The organism is Paenibacillus alvei DSM 29 (assembly GCF_000293805.1).
GTDB classification, from domain to species: Bacteria; Bacillota; Bacilli; order Paenibacillales; family Paenibacillaceae; genus Paenibacillus_B; species Paenibacillus_B alvei.
The window spans coordinates 270,628-284,997 of the sequence record NZ_AMBZ01000002.1 but is presented as its reverse complement, the minus strand read 5'-3'; the positions used below and the strand labels follow the sequence as shown (position 1 = coordinate 284,997).

Here is a 14,370-nt window from a genome sequence, read left to right as displayed (position 1 = left end):
GTTCCCAGCTGTTCCGGTAGAAGGAATATCATGGGAATTTTTTCTGCTAAAGAAAAGGAGAGTGTACACCCCTTGTGGAATAGGATGTAGGGAAGTAACGTAATTGAGGACAGAGGAGGACGGAACATGAAACGGTCAGAGGAAATTATTCAGACAGCGGAACGATTCGGAGCGAGGAACTATCATCCGCTTCCTGTCGTCATTTCGAAGGCGGAGGGAATATGGGTTGAGGATCCGGAGGGGCGCCGCTATATGGATATGTTAAGCGCTTACTCGGCCTTGAACCATGGACATCGCCACCCGAAGCTGATAGAAGCACTTGTGGATCAAGCCAATCAATTGACGCTCTGCTCGCGTGCCTTTCACAGCGAGCCGTTGTCACGATTAAGCGAGCAGCTTGCTGCATATACGGGCAAGTCCAAGATACTGCCGATGAACACGGGGGCAGAGGCTGTTGAAACTGCTCTTAAGGCAGCTCGGCGCTGGGCGTATAGACAAAAGGGCGTACCGCATGATCAAGCGAATATTATCGTATGTGAAGGCAACTTCCATGGTCGAACGATTACAGTCACTTCGTTCTCCTCTAGTGAAGAATACAAAGACGACTTCGGACCATTCACACCAGGCTTCACGATTATCCCATACGGCGATGCCGAAGCGTTGGAGGGTGCCATAACAGCCAATACGGCTGCATTCCTTGTGGAACCGATTCAGGGGGAGAATGGAATTGTCATGCCGCCCGTGGGCTATTTGCGCAAAGTCCGTGAAATTTGTACTCGCCATAATGTGCTGTTCATTGCAGATGAGATTCAAACCGGATTCGGCCGCACGGGAAGACGGTTCGCTTGCGATTGGGAGCAGGTAGTGCCGGATATGTACATTATGGGCAAAGCGCTTGGCGGCGGAGTGCTTCCGATATCGGCCGTCGCGGCAGATGAACCGATTTTATCTGTGTTCGAGCCCGGTTCGCACGGCTCCACCTTCGGCGGCAATCCACTTGCCTGTGCGGTTGCTTCTGCTGCACTTACCGTGCTTGAAGAGGAGGAAATGGCAGAGCGAGCTGATCGGATGGGAGCTTACTTCCAGAAGAAGCTGACTGGTATCTCCAGTTCAATCGTGAAGGAGATCCGCGGCCGTGGCTTGCTCATTGGGATGGAGCTGACAGAGGACGCTCGCTTGTATTGTGAAGCCCTCATGCGCCTAGGACTGCTATGTAAGGAAACTCACGGAACAGTAATTCGTTTCGCTCCACCGTTAGTTATTACGGAGGAGCAGTTGGATTGGGCGATTGAACGAATCCGCAGCGTGTTGACTGTTAGAGCGACAACTACGTGACATTTTACAGATGAGGTATTTGAAAGCCGGATATATAAGCGTAATGTAGAGATGTAGTCACCCCTATAAATTTAAAAATTGAAGGCAATCGACTAGGGTATAAAGCAGCATAGATAGAGGAGCAGGTGAATTTGTCGGAATTGTCATATCGAAGGGAGCGATCAGTATGACATCACAAGAGAGACAGATGAATGTACCATTATCTATTATTCAAGTACCATTTGGTCTAGGAGCTGGAAGACGAGGCGCGGAGCGTGGCCCTGAATGCCTGATGCAGTCTGGGCTTGTTCGGCATCTTAATCAATTAGGACTTGCAGTAGACGAGGAGCGGGAAGTGAACTGTATAGCTGCTGCCAAAGCAGAGGCGCCAGCGTCGTCCGTCACTGCAGGGAAGGCAAAGTATGTGCCAGAGGTCATTGCCATGAGTGACGCTCTTGCTGAGCAGGTTCAGGCAGTTGTAGAATCAGGGCGTTTCCCGCTTGTGTTGGGCGGGGATCATGCAATTGCGATTGGAACTTTAGGGGGACTTACACAGCAATATCACAAGCTTGGCGTGATCTGGTTCGACGCACACGCTGATTTGAACACGGAAGATACAAGTCCGTCAGGAAATGTGCACGGAATGTCATTAGCTGTTGCTTTAGGCCGTGGAAGCTTGACCGATGGCCAATGGAAATGGCCGGGCAATCATTTAGATCCGAAAAATGTTGTGCTAGTAGGATCTCGCGATTTAGATCCTGGAGAGCGTTCTTATATTCGTGAGCAGGGGATCGCCTGTTTCACAATGCACGATATCGATCGCTATGGGATGCTTCATGTGATGCAGGAGGCTATCCGAATAGCAAGCGACGGCACAGACGGTGTTCATTTAAGTTTTGACGTAGACAGTCTTGATCCGATTGAGGCGCCTGGTACAGGTACGCCTGTGCGAGGCGGAGTCAGCTATCGGGAAGCCCATCTTGCGTTAGAGTTGCTTCATGAATCCGGCATCGTAACATCTGCAGAGTTCGTGGAGGTGAATCCTTCGCTGGATACGGATAACCGCACGGCAAGACTTGCACTCGATCTGATCGGAACATTGCTCGGGGATCGTATCCTATAGTTTCAGCTCAATGGATTCAAAAGCATTTTGAAGCTCCATTTTGCTTATATGCAATCATCGTAAGAAGATTTGAATGAATAATGAATAGTAGCTTACATCATATTACAGGAAAATAATATTGCTGCAGGGTTGTCATCCTGCTCAAGCCCTGCTAGGATGGGATTGCACAAAAACGTGTTGGACGACTTTAGCCGTAGAGAAAGCGATTGCGATTGCGTACAATATAAAAGTATAATCGAATCCTGACACGAATAGATACGACAGTTATCGAAGCGCATAGCAGCCGGGTGGGAAGTATCAGAGAACTTACCAAAAGTCTCCGAACCTGCTGCTCATGCGCTGAGAGTATGTACAGATATATCGTGACCAAGCGTGTGCACAATGAGAAGGGGATGTCGACAAAGGGGGAAGCGCGATGAAATATCGCAGTGTTTTTGACATTATTGGTCCAATCATGGTGGGGCCATCCAGCTCGCATACAGCGGGAGCGGCGAAGATTGGACGATTGGCCCGCAGTATTTTCGGCAGACCGCCGAAGCGGGTTCACATTTCCCTATACGGTTCATTCGCTGAAACTTATCGGGGGCATGCAACAGATGTAGCGATTGTTGCTGGTGTACTCGATTATGATACGAATGATGCAAGACTGCCGGATTCGTTGAAATATGCGGAAGAAGCAAGCATAGAAGTCATCATTACACCAGAAGATGCCGTGCCGGAGCACCCGAATACCGCTAAGATTCGGATGTCTGATGAGCACGATGAGATGGAGGTAGTCGGCATCTCGATTGGCGGTGGGAAGGTAGAAATTACGGAGCTGGACGGTTTCAAATTGAAGCTGTCGGGCCAGTGTCCTGCGATTCTCGTCATGAACCATGATCGGTATGGAGTCATTGCAGGTGTCACTAATATTTTGAGCGGGGAGCAGGTCAATATCGGGCATATGGAAGTAAGCCGCAAGGAGAAGGGCAAGATGGCGCTCATGGTCATAGAGACAGATGAGGCGATTGCAGAATCTATCCTGCAGCAGATTCGAGAACTTCCTGGAGTAAATCGTGTGCTTCGAATGGAAGACTAAAGCTTATCGTAAGGAAGGAGGGTAAATTATGTTTCGCAATGTGGCGGAATTAATCGCAATAACTGAAGAAAGGCAGTGCAAAATCGCCGATGTGATGATTGAGCAGGAAATGGAAGTGCGCCAATGCTCGCGCGAAAAGGTGATTGAGCAAATGATGCGCAACTTGGATGTGATGGAGCAGGCTGTAGAGCGTGGTCTCGCTGGTGTTCGTTCCCATTCCGGGCTTACGGGAGGAGATGCAGTGAAGCTGCAGCAGTATATCCAATCCGGCAAGTCTCTCTGTGGAGATACATTACTGGATGCTGTTAGTAAAGCAGTGGCAACGAATGAAGTTAATGCCGCGATGGGGCTTATTTGTGCAACACCGACTGCAGGTTCAGCGGGGGTTGTTCCAGGGACGTTATTTGCCTTAAAGGATAAGCTCAATCCTTCTCGTGAACAGATGGTAGAATACTTGTTCACATCTGGTGCATTCGGTCTCGTTGTCGCGAACAATGCATCGATCAGCGGTGCGGCAGGCGGCTGTCAGGCTGAGGTTGGTTCTGCAGCTGGCATGGCTGCGGCGGCGATTGCCGAACTGGCCGGAGGAACTCCTAGCCAATCGGCGCATGCGATGGCAATCGCGCTGAAGAATATGCTTGGGCTTGTCTGCGATCCAGTAGCCGGGCTTGTAGAAGTGCCATGCGTAAAGCGCAATGCTATGGGAGCTGCGATCGCGATGGTTGCAGCAGATATGGCGTTGGCGGGGGTTGAAAGTGTAATCCCTTGCGATGAGGTCATCGAAGCGATGTTCCGCATTGGGCAGACGATGCCGTCCACGATGAGGGAAACAGCACGCGGAGGACTGGCTGTTACCCCTACAGGAGAACGATTGAAGCGACAGATTTTTGGCGAAGAGTCTAAATAAGCAAGCATAAATGATAGACACAGTATTGCTGCCGCGCTTAGCGGCAGGAAAGAAACTGAAAGATGGAACGAGTATCAACGGCCATAGATCGCACATACGATTCGGTAAGGAGGTGCGCCCATGCGGGAACGTCAGCCAGATGCGGCATCGTTGACCGAGCAGCGCAAGACAGAACATATTCGAATATGCCTTGAACAGCCAGTGAGCGGAGTAGGAATAACGACAGGGCTGGAGAGATATCGTTTCATCCATCAGGCACTGCCCGAAGTTGACTTTCGGGAGATCGAGCTCAGAACGGAATGGCTTGGCAAGGAGGTTCGTACGCCGCTGCTCATCAGCTCGATGACGGGAGGAAGCAGCCATGCGGCGCCAATCAATCGCAGACTAGCTGCAGTTGCGGAAGCTCGGGGCTGGGCAATGGGGGTTGGCTCTGTACGAGCGGCGGTAGAGAATCCCGAGGTCGTGAGCACGTTCCGAATCCGCGACCTCGCACCGACGATACCGTTATACTCCAATATCGGTGCCGTTCAGCTTAATGTGGGTATGGGGGTTGAGCAGTGCCGCCGTGCGGTGGAGCTCGTCGAGGCGGACGGGCTTATTTTGCATTTGAATGCGATGCAAGAGGTGTTCCAGCCTGAGGGGGATGTCAATTTCTCTGGTCTGCTTCGCCGTATCGAGCAGCTATGCCATGAGTTGGACGTACCAGTCGGCGTGAAAGAAGTCGGTTGGGGCATTGCGCCGGATACAGCGAAGCAGTTAGCAGATGTCGGGGTTGCCTTCATAGACGTTGCAGGTGCAGGCGGAACGTCATGGAGTCAGGTTGAGAAGCAGCGAACCCGCAATGTGGTCATGCAGCGCGCCGCAGAAGCCTTCGCGGATTGGGGGATTCCGACAGCAGACAGCCTGCAGCAGGTGCACAAGGTGCTGCCGAATCAACCGATTATCGCCAGCGGTGGATTACATACGGGGGTTGATGCGGCGAAATCGATTGCGCTTGGCGCTCAATTGGCGGGCTTCGGACGGTCGTTGCTAGCTGCAGCAGCAGATTCCGAGGAAGCGGTGGACGAAGTGCTTGCTCAAGTAGAGGCTGAGCTGCGCATTACGATGTTCGGCATCGGGGCGCGAACAATCGATGAATTACGGCAGACGGATCGTTTGGTTCGCAAGCCGTAATCATCTCATTGAATCACTACCGGATCGGCATAAATCGGGATAAACAGAATAAAATCGTTATATCTATTGCTTTTATAGTTAAAACATATGGTTTCTCCCTGAAATCTCTAGTTTTCGATAGAAAAGGCTAGAAAAACTCGGTTTTGGAAAATAAAACCTGTATCCATACTATGGAAAATACTTTATATTATGATTGGAATCACAATCTAACGTTCGGATTTAATAAATCGTGATGAGGCCACCTCTCGAACGGGCGAGCGTCGATACCTATTTGAGTGAGAAGGAAGGGTTGCATAAGGATGAAGCAATCAATTTTCGACTTTAACACCAAAACGGTAGTCGCCATCGGCATCGGGGCAGCACTGTACGGCTTGCTAAGCACAGTCACAATTCCAGTAGTGCCGCAGACGGGATTACGCCCGGCTATTGCCATTCTGACCATTTTCGGGGCCATGTTTGGACCGATTGTTGGATTTTTGAGTGGAGCCATTGGGCATATCATTACTGATTTGACTTGGGGCGGCGGTACAATCTGGTGGACATGGGTGCTTGGATCTGCCATTTCGGGCTTCGGCATGGGGATTGTCTACTTGAACTCATCGTTCAACATCAAGGAAGGACGCTCCTCGAAGGGAAGCATCGCATCCTTGGCGATTATCGGGTCACTCGCATTGGCTGTAGGCTTTGGCGTGTCCAGCCTATTGGACGTGTATTTATTCGGAGAGCCGGCAGATAAAATGTGGGTGCAGTTCACGGCTTCTACGCTGGCGAATATCGGCGTTCACTTGGTGCTCGGTTTGCTGGCTGTGCTGGCGTTGCTTCAAATGAACCGTCACAACTCGAATTTGCGAGTGCAAAAATAATGCAAAGCCCAAGATTGAAGACAGGAGCTATTGATTCAATGAAAGAACCGCTTATCTCGTTTCGAGATTTTAGCTTTCAATACCGCAGCTTGTCTGAGCCGACATTGCGTAATGTGAACCTGGATATTTATCCGGGAGAAAAAATACTAATTGCCGGCCCTAGCGGCTGCGGCAAATCGACATTGGCCCATTGCATGAATGGGCTAATTCCTTTTACGTATAGTGGGACAATAACCGGAGATTATACACTCAAGGGGAAGCGCCCTACTGAGCTTAGTATTTTTGAGATTAGCCGCAATGTGGGAACGATCCTGCAAGATCAAGACGGCCAGTTCATTGGCTTGTCTGTCGGGGAGGACGTAGCATTCGCCTTTGAAAATGATTGCATGAAAACTTCTGATATGAAGCCCAAGGTGTCCAAAGCATTAGATGTTGTGGACATGCTACCCTATATCGATCATAGTCCGCATGAGCTGTCAGGTGGGCAAAAGCAGCGCGTATCGCTAGCTGGCGTCCTGTCGATGGATGCGGATATTTTGCTGTTCGATGAGCCGCTTGCGAATCTGGATCCGGCCAGTGGCAAGCAAGCGATCGAGCTAATGGAGCAAATTCATCAGGAAACGAATAAAACAATCATCATCATCGAGCATCGGGTCGAGGATGTGCTGGAACAGCATGTTGATCGCATTATCTTGATGTCAGAGGGGCGTATTGTGAAGATTGGAACGCCTGATGAGATACTAGCTTCCTCAATCATGAATGAGCATGGGTTAAGGGAGCCCTTATACGTCTCTGCGTTGAAATATGCCGGATATGAATGCAAGCCAGAGGACAAGCCCTCTTCCCTTATGGCGATAAGCGCCAATACAGAGGCGAAGGGGCGCCTGTCCGCTTGGGTAGGTACGGCCAGTGAGGCTCCACGCAGTGGAGAGCGGCCTGTCATGCTGGAAATGGACAATGTGCGTTTCTCCTACGACGGAGAACGAGAAGTCATTCGGGGCGTCTCGCTGACGATTGGAGCTGGCGAGCGGGTTGCGCTGCTCGGGAACAACGGTGCGGGCAAATCGACATTATCTCATTTGTTAACGGGGATAGCTGCGCCTACGACTGGCACAATCAAGCTGAATGGGGAAGATATCCGATCGTGGTCGATACGGCGTCGAGGCGGGCATATCGGATATGTGATGCAAAATCCAAACCATATGATTACACAGCCGATGATCCGTGAAGAAGTGGCTTTCGGACTCCGCATGCGCGGCATGAAGGAAAATGAGGTTATGGAGCGTGTGGAGGAGACGCTGCGTATATGCGGCCTGTATGGATATCGGGAATGGCCGATATCTGCGCTTAGCTATGGGCAAAAGAAGCGGGTAACTATTGCGTCGATATTGGCGATGAAGCCGCAGCTGATGATCTTGGACGAGCCGACGGCAGGTCAGGATTATAAGCATTATACGGAATTCATGAGCTTTATTTCAGAGCTCGCAGACAGCGGCATGTCGTTCCTGTTCATTACCCATGATATGCATTTGGCTTTAGAGTATACGGAGCGTGCAGCAGTTCTATGCAATGGAGAACTGATTGCTGTTGGGGATACGGCGCATGTATTGACCCACATGGAGGCCATTGCGCGCGCCAATGTGAAAGAAACTTCTCTAAGCACACTTGCGCGTATGACCGGGGTGGGCGAGCCAGAGGTGCTCGTACGCAAATTCATCGATCATGAGAAGCAGGTGAAGCGACATGAGTAAGTCTGGCATGCTCTATATTGAACGAGATACGCTGTTCCATCGTATGGACGGAGCAGCGAAGATGCTCGTGTTGGCTGTGTGGACAGTGATCGTATTTTTATTTCAAGATTTGCGTATTTTCGTACCCTTGTTTGGAATTGGACTTGTCCTATTAATTAATGCGCAGCTGCCGTGGAAGCGAATTCGGCTGCTTGTCTGGCTCATGATCTTATTTAATATATTTAATTCCTTATTCAGCTTGGTAATAACACCGGCTTATGGCAGCAAGGTAACAGGCACGACAACCGTGCTGCTGGACTTGGGGTATAATGTTTTGACGCTTGAAACGTTGATTTATGTATTTACGTTATCCATGAAGTACATGTCTCTTATGCCGATAACCGTACTATTCATCTATACGACTCATCCGACACGATTGGCCAGCAGTTTGAATCGGATTGGTGTTCCGTATAAGATTGCCTACGCGTTCAGCATTGCGTTCCGCTATATTCCAGATCTACAGGCGGAATTCCGTCATATATCGAATGCGATGCAGGCACGTGGACTTGGATTTGGCAAAGGTGAGGGTACAATCATACAGCGGCTCAAGCACTTTGTATCGATTACGACACCGCTTGTCCTATCTTCCTTGCAACGTATTGAGACGATATCAAATGCGATGGATTTGCGTGGCTTCGGAAAGCATTCGAAGCGAACATGGTTCTCCGCTACAGAGTGGCAGCGTGAGGATTATATTGTAGTCTTCGTTAGTGTATTGGTGCTTGTAGCCGCTATTGTATGGCGGATGCAGGGGTTTGGGACGTTTTGGTATCCATTTTAAATAAGCTATGAATACATGAAAATGAAATAGACACCCTCTTGGGTATTTAGGATAGATATCATGCATGAAGATGCGTGCTATCTACTTGAGTACCTGGAGGGTGTTTTTTTATTGCTGCTGGCAGCTGGAAATCTATCATTAACGAAATCTTTATATGGAATTAACACTCTCTTGCTAGAGCAAGGTTAAGGTATGAAAGGGTGGTGTGAGACATACCATCTGAATAAGGACGATATTAGAAAAGGGGAGAACACGGAATATGCAAATGCGCGCGAAGTGGATGCTGCTTCTGTTTATGTGCTTTACGCTGCTGGTCGGCTGCGGCCAGTCTGGAACAGCAGGAGAAACACAGACGCCTCAAAAAGGAACGACGCAGGAGGGGGCGGCAACAGCTCCGACTGATCATGCATCTTCAAATAAGGATGAGAATGTTGAATTAACATTCTATTATCCAATCGCAGTTGGCGGGCCACTGACCAAGGTGGTTGAGGAGATGACGAAGAAGTTCACAGAGAAGCACCCGAACATTACCGTGAAACCCGTATATACAGGAAGCTATGCTGATACGACAACAAAAATACAAGCAGGCATTCAAGCGAAGCAACCGCCGGACGTAGCGGTGATGCTGTCTACTGAACTGTTCAGTATGCTGGATACGAATGCAATTATTCCGCTTAATGATTTCATTGCGAAGGAAGGCAAGGGCTTTCTTGATGATTTTTATCCAGCATTCCTGGCGAACTCACAAGTGGAAGGCAAGACGTACAGCATCCCTTTCCAACGCAGTACTATCGTTCTTTATTACAACAAGGATGCTTTTAAGGAAGCCGGTCTGAACCCGGATCAGCCGCCGAAAACATGGGCCGAGCTTACAGAGTATGCAACAAAGCTGAAAAAAGACGGTCGCCAAGGTATTGAGGTACCGGGTTCCGGCTTCGCCTATTGGATGTTCCAACTGTTCTCTTTGCAGAACATGGCAGATTCAAAAGGAAACCTCATGTCCCAAGACGGAAAAAAAGTCTTCTTCGATACACCACAGAACGTGGAAGCACTTCAATACTGGCAAGACCTGTCCAAGAAACATAAGGTTATGCCGGAGGGCATAGTGGAATGGGCAACGGTTCCTACAGACTTCTTAGAGCAAAAGACAGCTATGATGATTCATACGACAGGCAACCTGACAAATGTAAAAAATAATGCCAAGTTCGACTTCGGTGTTGCTTTCCTGCCAATGAACAAACAATACGGTTCTCCAACAGGCGGCGGGAACTTATATATCTTTAAGGACATCGATCCGAAGAAACAAGCAGCGGCATGGGAATTCATTAAGTTCATGACAGAGCCGGAGCAAGCGGCGCAATGGAGCATCGATACGGGTTATGTTGGGGTTCGCAAGTCGGCTTATGATACGGATGTCATGAAGAAGTACGCTGCCGAATTCCCGCAGGCAGTTGTTGCACGCGATCAATTGGAGCATGCCTATGCGGAATTGTCTACGCACAATAACGGCAAAGTATCAAAGGCGTTGACGGATCAGGTTCAGGCGGTGCTGACGGGGACGACAGATCCAGCATCCGCTCTGAAGAAGGCACAGGAAGAAGCAGATCGCGCATTGAAGCCGTTCAATAAGTAATACACGCGCAAGCTGCAATTGTATGCCTTACGAGTGTACTGTATCGGCAGGGCTTATGTCCTGCCGATTTATAGATTTATGCATCATGAGTTTACGTTAATTTATTTGAGAAGGAGGTCAGGAGGATGACCGCCAAATGGAAAGAACGCCTATCACGCAATGCATTGGCTTGGGCGCTACTGCTCCCATCGCTGTTGTTCCTTATGCTCTTTACCTATTATCCGATGCTGAAGACAGCCTGGCTCAGCTTATATCAATCCGACCTGGCTACACCGGTGCCGATCTTTGTGGGACTTGATAACTTTACTGCATTGTTTCAAGATCCCGTATTCCAAAAAGTATTCAGCAATAATATCTGGTTCGCTATCGGCACGGTGCCTACTTCCATGGCGCTCGCATTCATCATGGCTCTTTTCGCTGATAAGGCAATTGCGGGACGTTCCTTCTCCCGCGTGGCATTCTTCTATCCGAATATGATTCCAATGATCGCGGTAGCGAACATTTGGCTGTTTATATATACACCTCAATATGGTCTGCTGGCGCAGCTTGCGAAGTGGGTCGGACAGACGACGGAAATGAATGTGCTCGGTCAGCCTGATACAGTCATGTGGGCAATGATTGTGATGATGATCTGGAAGGAAGCCGGATACTTCATGATTTTCTACTTGGCTGGATTACAGAATATTCCGAAGGATTTGTATGAATCGGCTTCTGTAGACGGTATTGGCACGTGGAAGGTGACCACACGGATTACGATTCCGCTTACGATGCCGACCACGTTGTTCGTGGCAGTCGTTGCTTTAACAAATGCGTTCAAGCTTGTGGATCATTTGTGGATTATGACAAAGGGCGGGCCGGACAATGCTAGCAGCCTACTTCTGTACCATATCTATGACACGGCATTCAGCTTCTACGATCAGGGCATGGCCGCGACCATGACTGTAATTATGATCGCCCTGCTGCTTGTGCTGTCATCCTTACAATTTTTCGGTTGGGATCGCAAGATCCATTATCAATAAAGGAGGCGCCTAATGGAAAATTCAGTTGGAACACACGCTGCCCGTAGGCTGCCTATATCGGATCGAGCCTTGAAAATTGAAAAGATGAAGCGCCGAATGAAGCAATGGCTGTGGCATGCGATTATGCTTGTGGTCAGCATCGTATGGCTTGTGCCGCTCATATGGATGTTATGGACGGCTTTCCGTCCCAAGGATGCAGGTATGAATTCTTTCTGGTCATGGGACTGGACACTTGCTAACTTTGCCAAGGTATGGGAAGGGGCTCCATTTGCCCAATATTACTTGAACACCTTCACCATTGCAGGCGGTGTGCTGCTTGTACAGCTTCTCAGCCTAACGCTGGCTGCCTATGCATTCGCACGGATTCGCTTCTTCGGGAAGGATGCCGTGTTTATGCTGTTCTTGGTACAGTTGATGGTACCAGCAGATGTCCTTATCTTCTCTAACTATCATGTATTAAAAGAATTTGGCTTGCTGGATACGAAGCTGGGCATTATGCTGCCTTACTTCGCCTCTGCGTTCGGAATATTCCTGCTGCGCCAGACGTTCAAGCAGCTGCCGCTTGAGCTGGAGGAAGCAGCGATGGTGGAAGGCTGCTCTCGCTTGGGTATTTTGTGGCGTATCTTCGTACCTTTGTCGGCCCCTGTATATATCTCATTCGCGGTCGTGTCGGTCAGCTACCAGTGGAACAACTTCCTTTGGCCGCTTATCGTTACGAACTCTGTAGAAAATCGACCGCTTACTGTCGGACTTGCGATGTTCGCCCAATCGTTCGAGACGGGTGCGCAATGGGCGGAGGTAAGCGCAGCGACTTTGCTTGTCGTAGGGCCGCTTATTATCGGATTTTTATTGTTTCAGCGCAAATTTATTAGCAGCTTTATGCACTCGGGAATTAAGTAAGGTACTTTTTAATCTGAGCTGTGAATTGATACGATGTTCGAAGGCGTTCTTTTGCACTTTTTATACAGTGCAGAGAGCGCCTTTTTTCGTTCAATCATACGGTGAGGATGTCTGTTCATGTTAGCAGATTGAAGAATTGAGAAATATTACATTCGATTCGGAGCGCATTATTGAATAAAATGGAGTTTATCTCAGTCCTTGGGGCACCCTAGTAAATACAGCAGGAAAGAAGGAGTGGCATACGTTAGATGTCAAAAAAACATTCTCAGAAGGTTCCTCAAAAGGTAAATAAGTCAGAGCAATTCAGCTCAGCAGGATTCATTTTGGCTGCTATCGGCAGCTCAGTTGGACTCGGCAACATGTGGAAGTTCCCTTATGTTACCGGGCAAAATGGCGGCGGGGCATTCTTCCTGCTATTCATCGCCTGTCTCTTGATCGTGGGCCTGCCCGTTCTTTTGGGCGAGCTAGCTGTTGGACGTGGCGGACGCGGTGATGCCGTATCAGCCTTTACCACATTATCAGGAAAAAGAGGGTGGGGAGTGCTTGGCTTCATCGCCGTATTGGCAGCATTCCTGATAATGACGTATTACAGCACCATTGCTGGATGGACGCTTCAGTATGCAATGGAGTCGGTAACTGGAGTGCTGTTCCAAAGCAATGATTATGCAGAGCACTTCAAGAGCTTTACGGGAGGAACCATGCCGATCATTTGGCAGATCGTCGTGCTGGCCTTGAGTGGATTCGTTATTGCTCGTGGAATATCTGGAGGCATCGAGAAATTTAACAAGATTGTTATACCGGGCCTGCTCATCATTCTATTAATTATGATGGTGCGAACGTTAACGCTGGATGGCGCTGCAGAAGGGATCTCTTACTTCCTGAAACCGGACTTTTCACAGTTGACCTTCCATTCGGCACTGATGGCATTGGGACTTGCTTTCTTCTCCTTGTCGCTTGGCATGGGAGCCATGCTGACATATGGCGCTTATGTGGACAAGCATCAATCGCTGCCGCTCGCCACTGCCGCAGTCGGGGCGGGCGACCTGGTGTACGCGCTGATTGCAGGATTAATTATTTTTCCTACGATATTTACATTTGGAATTGAGCCGGATTCAGGGCCAGGGCTTGTATTCGTTGCTTTGCCTGCAGCGTTTGCCTCGATGCCTTACGGTTCCTTGTTTGGCGGCTTGTTCTTCTTGCTGCTTGCGATTGCGGCTGTGACATCGTGCTTGGCTTTGACCGAAGTGCCAGTTGCCTATATTATGCGTCGATACAATCTTGGACGCGGCAAGGCAACCACCTACGTGATTGCTGCAATGTATGTCATTGGACTTCCATGTACGCTGTCAGCTGGAGGCGTTTGGGAAGAGGCGATGCTGGGAGGCCGCAACTTCTTCCAGTGGATCGATTTCCTCACTTCTAATGTGATGCTGCCGCTCGGGGGCTTGTTCGTGACACTGCTGGTTGGCTACGCATGGAAGCAATCAGGCGAGGAAACGGGCCTTTCGCCTGCGTGGAGAAGTGTTTGGATGTTCACAATGCGCATTATCGCTCCCGTGCTCATTATTTTGATTTTCTTGTCGTCGATCGGCTTAGTGTAACAGTATAACTTTTGATCAATGCGGGAGTTTGCTCGTTACTTAAAAGAAGGCTTATGTGCCGAACAACGCCCCAGATGGCTCGCTGTGCCTTCTGGGGCGTTGTCTTTTAATGCCATTCATCTAATGGGGGAGAATGTCATGCTATAAATTCATTCACCAATCAGTGATGATTTGAAACACTTATGAAT

At 49.3% G+C, this 14,370-nt stretch carries 12 protein-coding genes; all 12 read left to right on the top strand.

The features are described from left to right. The first annotated feature begins 126 nt into the window (after positions 1 to 126). The 12 genes from PAV_RS07735 (at position 127) to PAV_RS07680 (ending at position 14,182) form a co-directional block, all read left to right on the top strand. A complete protein-coding gene (locus PAV_RS07735) occupies positions 127 to 1,335 on the top strand; it encodes an ornithine--oxo-acid transaminase (RefSeq protein WP_005544898.1) in 1,209 nt (402 codons plus the stop codon). A 166-nt stretch (positions 1,336 to 1,501) separates the two neighbouring features. Then, positions 1,502 to 2,437 carry an arginase gene (gene rocF, locus PAV_RS07730; RefSeq protein WP_005544896.1) on the top strand — a complete coding sequence of 312 codons (936 nt, stop codon included), beginning with the start codon at positions 1,502 to 1,504 and terminating at the stop codon, positions 2,435 to 2,437. 415 nt (positions 2,438 to 2,852) lie between these two features. Further along, positions 2,853 to 3,515, top strand: coding sequence for an L-serine ammonia-lyase, iron-sulfur-dependent subunit beta (gene sdaAB / locus PAV_RS07725; protein WP_005544894.1), 663 nt, complete (start codon positions 2,853 to 2,855; stop codon positions 3,513 to 3,515). A gap of 28 nt (positions 3,516 to 3,543) precedes the next feature. Further along, positions 3,544 to 4,422: an L-serine ammonia-lyase, iron-sulfur-dependent, subunit alpha gene (sdaAA, locus tag PAV_RS07720; protein WP_005544892.1), complete on the top strand. Its 879-nt coding sequence runs from the start codon at positions 3,544 to 3,546 to the stop codon at positions 4,420 to 4,422. A gap of 120 nt (positions 4,423 to 4,542) precedes the next feature. After that, positions 4,543 to 5,595 (top strand): type 2 isopentenyl-diphosphate Delta-isomerase, encoded by a 1,053-nt coding sequence (fni, locus tag PAV_RS07715; protein WP_005544890.1) that lies wholly within the window; start codon positions 4,543 to 4,545, stop codon positions 5,593 to 5,595. Between the two features lie 299 nt (positions 5,596 to 5,894). Further along, on the top strand, positions 5,895 to 6,458 hold the full coding sequence (locus tag PAV_RS07710) for an ECF-type riboflavin transporter substrate-binding protein (protein WP_005544889.1): 564 nt from the start codon (positions 5,895 to 5,897) through the stop codon (positions 6,456 to 6,458). Between the two features lie 38 nt (positions 6,459 to 6,496). Continuing rightward, positions 6,497 to 8,209 carry an ABC transporter ATP-binding protein gene (locus PAV_RS07705; RefSeq protein WP_005544887.1) on the top strand — a complete coding sequence of 571 codons (1,713 nt, stop codon included), beginning with the start codon at positions 6,497 to 6,499 and terminating at the stop codon, positions 8,207 to 8,209. After that, positions 8,202 to 9,029, top strand: a complete 828-nt coding sequence (locus tag PAV_RS07700; protein WP_005544886.1) for an energy-coupling factor transporter transmembrane component T family protein — start codon at positions 8,202 to 8,204, stop codon at positions 9,027 to 9,029. Before PAV_RS07705 ends, PAV_RS07700 begins: the two co-directional genes overlap by 8 nt. Positions 9,030 to 9,288: 259 nt before the next feature. After that, on the top strand, positions 9,289 to 10,662 hold the full coding sequence (locus tag PAV_RS07695; RefSeq protein WP_005544882.1) for an ABC transporter substrate-binding protein: 1,374 nt from the start codon (positions 9,289 to 9,291) through the stop codon (positions 10,660 to 10,662). A 125-nt stretch (positions 10,663 to 10,787) separates the two neighbouring features. Beyond that, positions 10,788 to 11,681, top strand: a complete 894-nt coding sequence (locus PAV_RS07690; RefSeq protein ID WP_005544879.1) for a carbohydrate ABC transporter permease — start codon at positions 10,788 to 10,790, stop codon at positions 11,679 to 11,681. Positions 11,682 to 11,765: 84 nt separating this feature from the next. Next, on the top strand, positions 11,766 to 12,581 hold the full coding sequence (locus PAV_RS07685) for a carbohydrate ABC transporter permease (protein WP_193372989.1): 816 nt from the start codon (positions 11,766 to 11,768) through the stop codon (positions 12,579 to 12,581). A 248-nt stretch (positions 12,582 to 12,829) separates the two neighbouring features. After that, positions 12,830 to 14,182, top strand: coding sequence for a sodium-dependent transporter (locus tag PAV_RS07680; protein WP_005544875.1), 1,353 nt, complete (start codon positions 12,830 to 12,832; stop codon positions 14,180 to 14,182). The last annotated feature ends 188 nt before the right edge of the window (positions 14,183 to 14,370 follow it).

What these genes read in the sequence shown, in the direction of transcription:
- fni (WP_005544890.1), top strand. Translation starts at nt 4,543, where the DNA reads ATGCGGGAACGTCAGCCAGATGCGGCATCGTTGACCGAGCAGCGCAAG.
- sdaAA (WP_005544892.1), top strand. Translation starts at nt 3,544, where the DNA reads ATGTTTCGCAATGTGGCGGAATTAATCGCAATAACTGAAGAAAGGCAG.
- PAV_RS07700 (WP_005544886.1), top strand. Translation starts at nt 8,202, where the DNA reads ATGAGTAAGTCTGGCATGCTCTATATTGAACGAGATACGCTGTTCCAT.
- PAV_RS07735 (WP_005544898.1), top strand. Translation starts at nt 127, where the DNA reads ATGAAACGGTCAGAGGAAATTATTCAGACAGCGGAACGATTCGGAGCG.
- PAV_RS07690 (WP_005544879.1), top strand. Translation starts at nt 10,788, where the DNA reads ATGACCGCCAAATGGAAAGAACGCCTATCACGCAATGCATTGGCTTGG.
- PAV_RS07685 (WP_193372989.1), top strand. Translation starts at nt 11,766, where the DNA reads ATGAAGCGCCGAATGAAGCAATGGCTGTGGCATGCGATTATGCTTGTG.
- PAV_RS07695 (WP_005544882.1), top strand. Translation starts at nt 9,289, where the DNA reads ATGCAAATGCGCGCGAAGTGGATGCTGCTTCTGTTTATGTGCTTTACG.
- PAV_RS07680 (WP_005544875.1), top strand. Translation starts at nt 12,830, where the DNA reads ATGTCAAAAAAACATTCTCAGAAGGTTCCTCAAAAGGTAAATAAGTCA.
- PAV_RS07705 (WP_005544887.1), top strand. Translation starts at nt 6,497, where the DNA reads ATGAAAGAACCGCTTATCTCGTTTCGAGATTTTAGCTTTCAATACCGC.
- PAV_RS07710 (WP_005544889.1), top strand. Translation starts at nt 5,895, where the DNA reads ATGAAGCAATCAATTTTCGACTTTAACACCAAAACGGTAGTCGCCATC.
- rocF (WP_005544896.1), top strand. Translation starts at nt 1,502, where the DNA reads ATGACATCACAAGAGAGACAGATGAATGTACCATTATCTATTATTCAA.
- sdaAB (WP_005544894.1), top strand. Translation starts at nt 2,853, where the DNA reads ATGAAATATCGCAGTGTTTTTGACATTATTGGTCCAATCATGGTGGGG.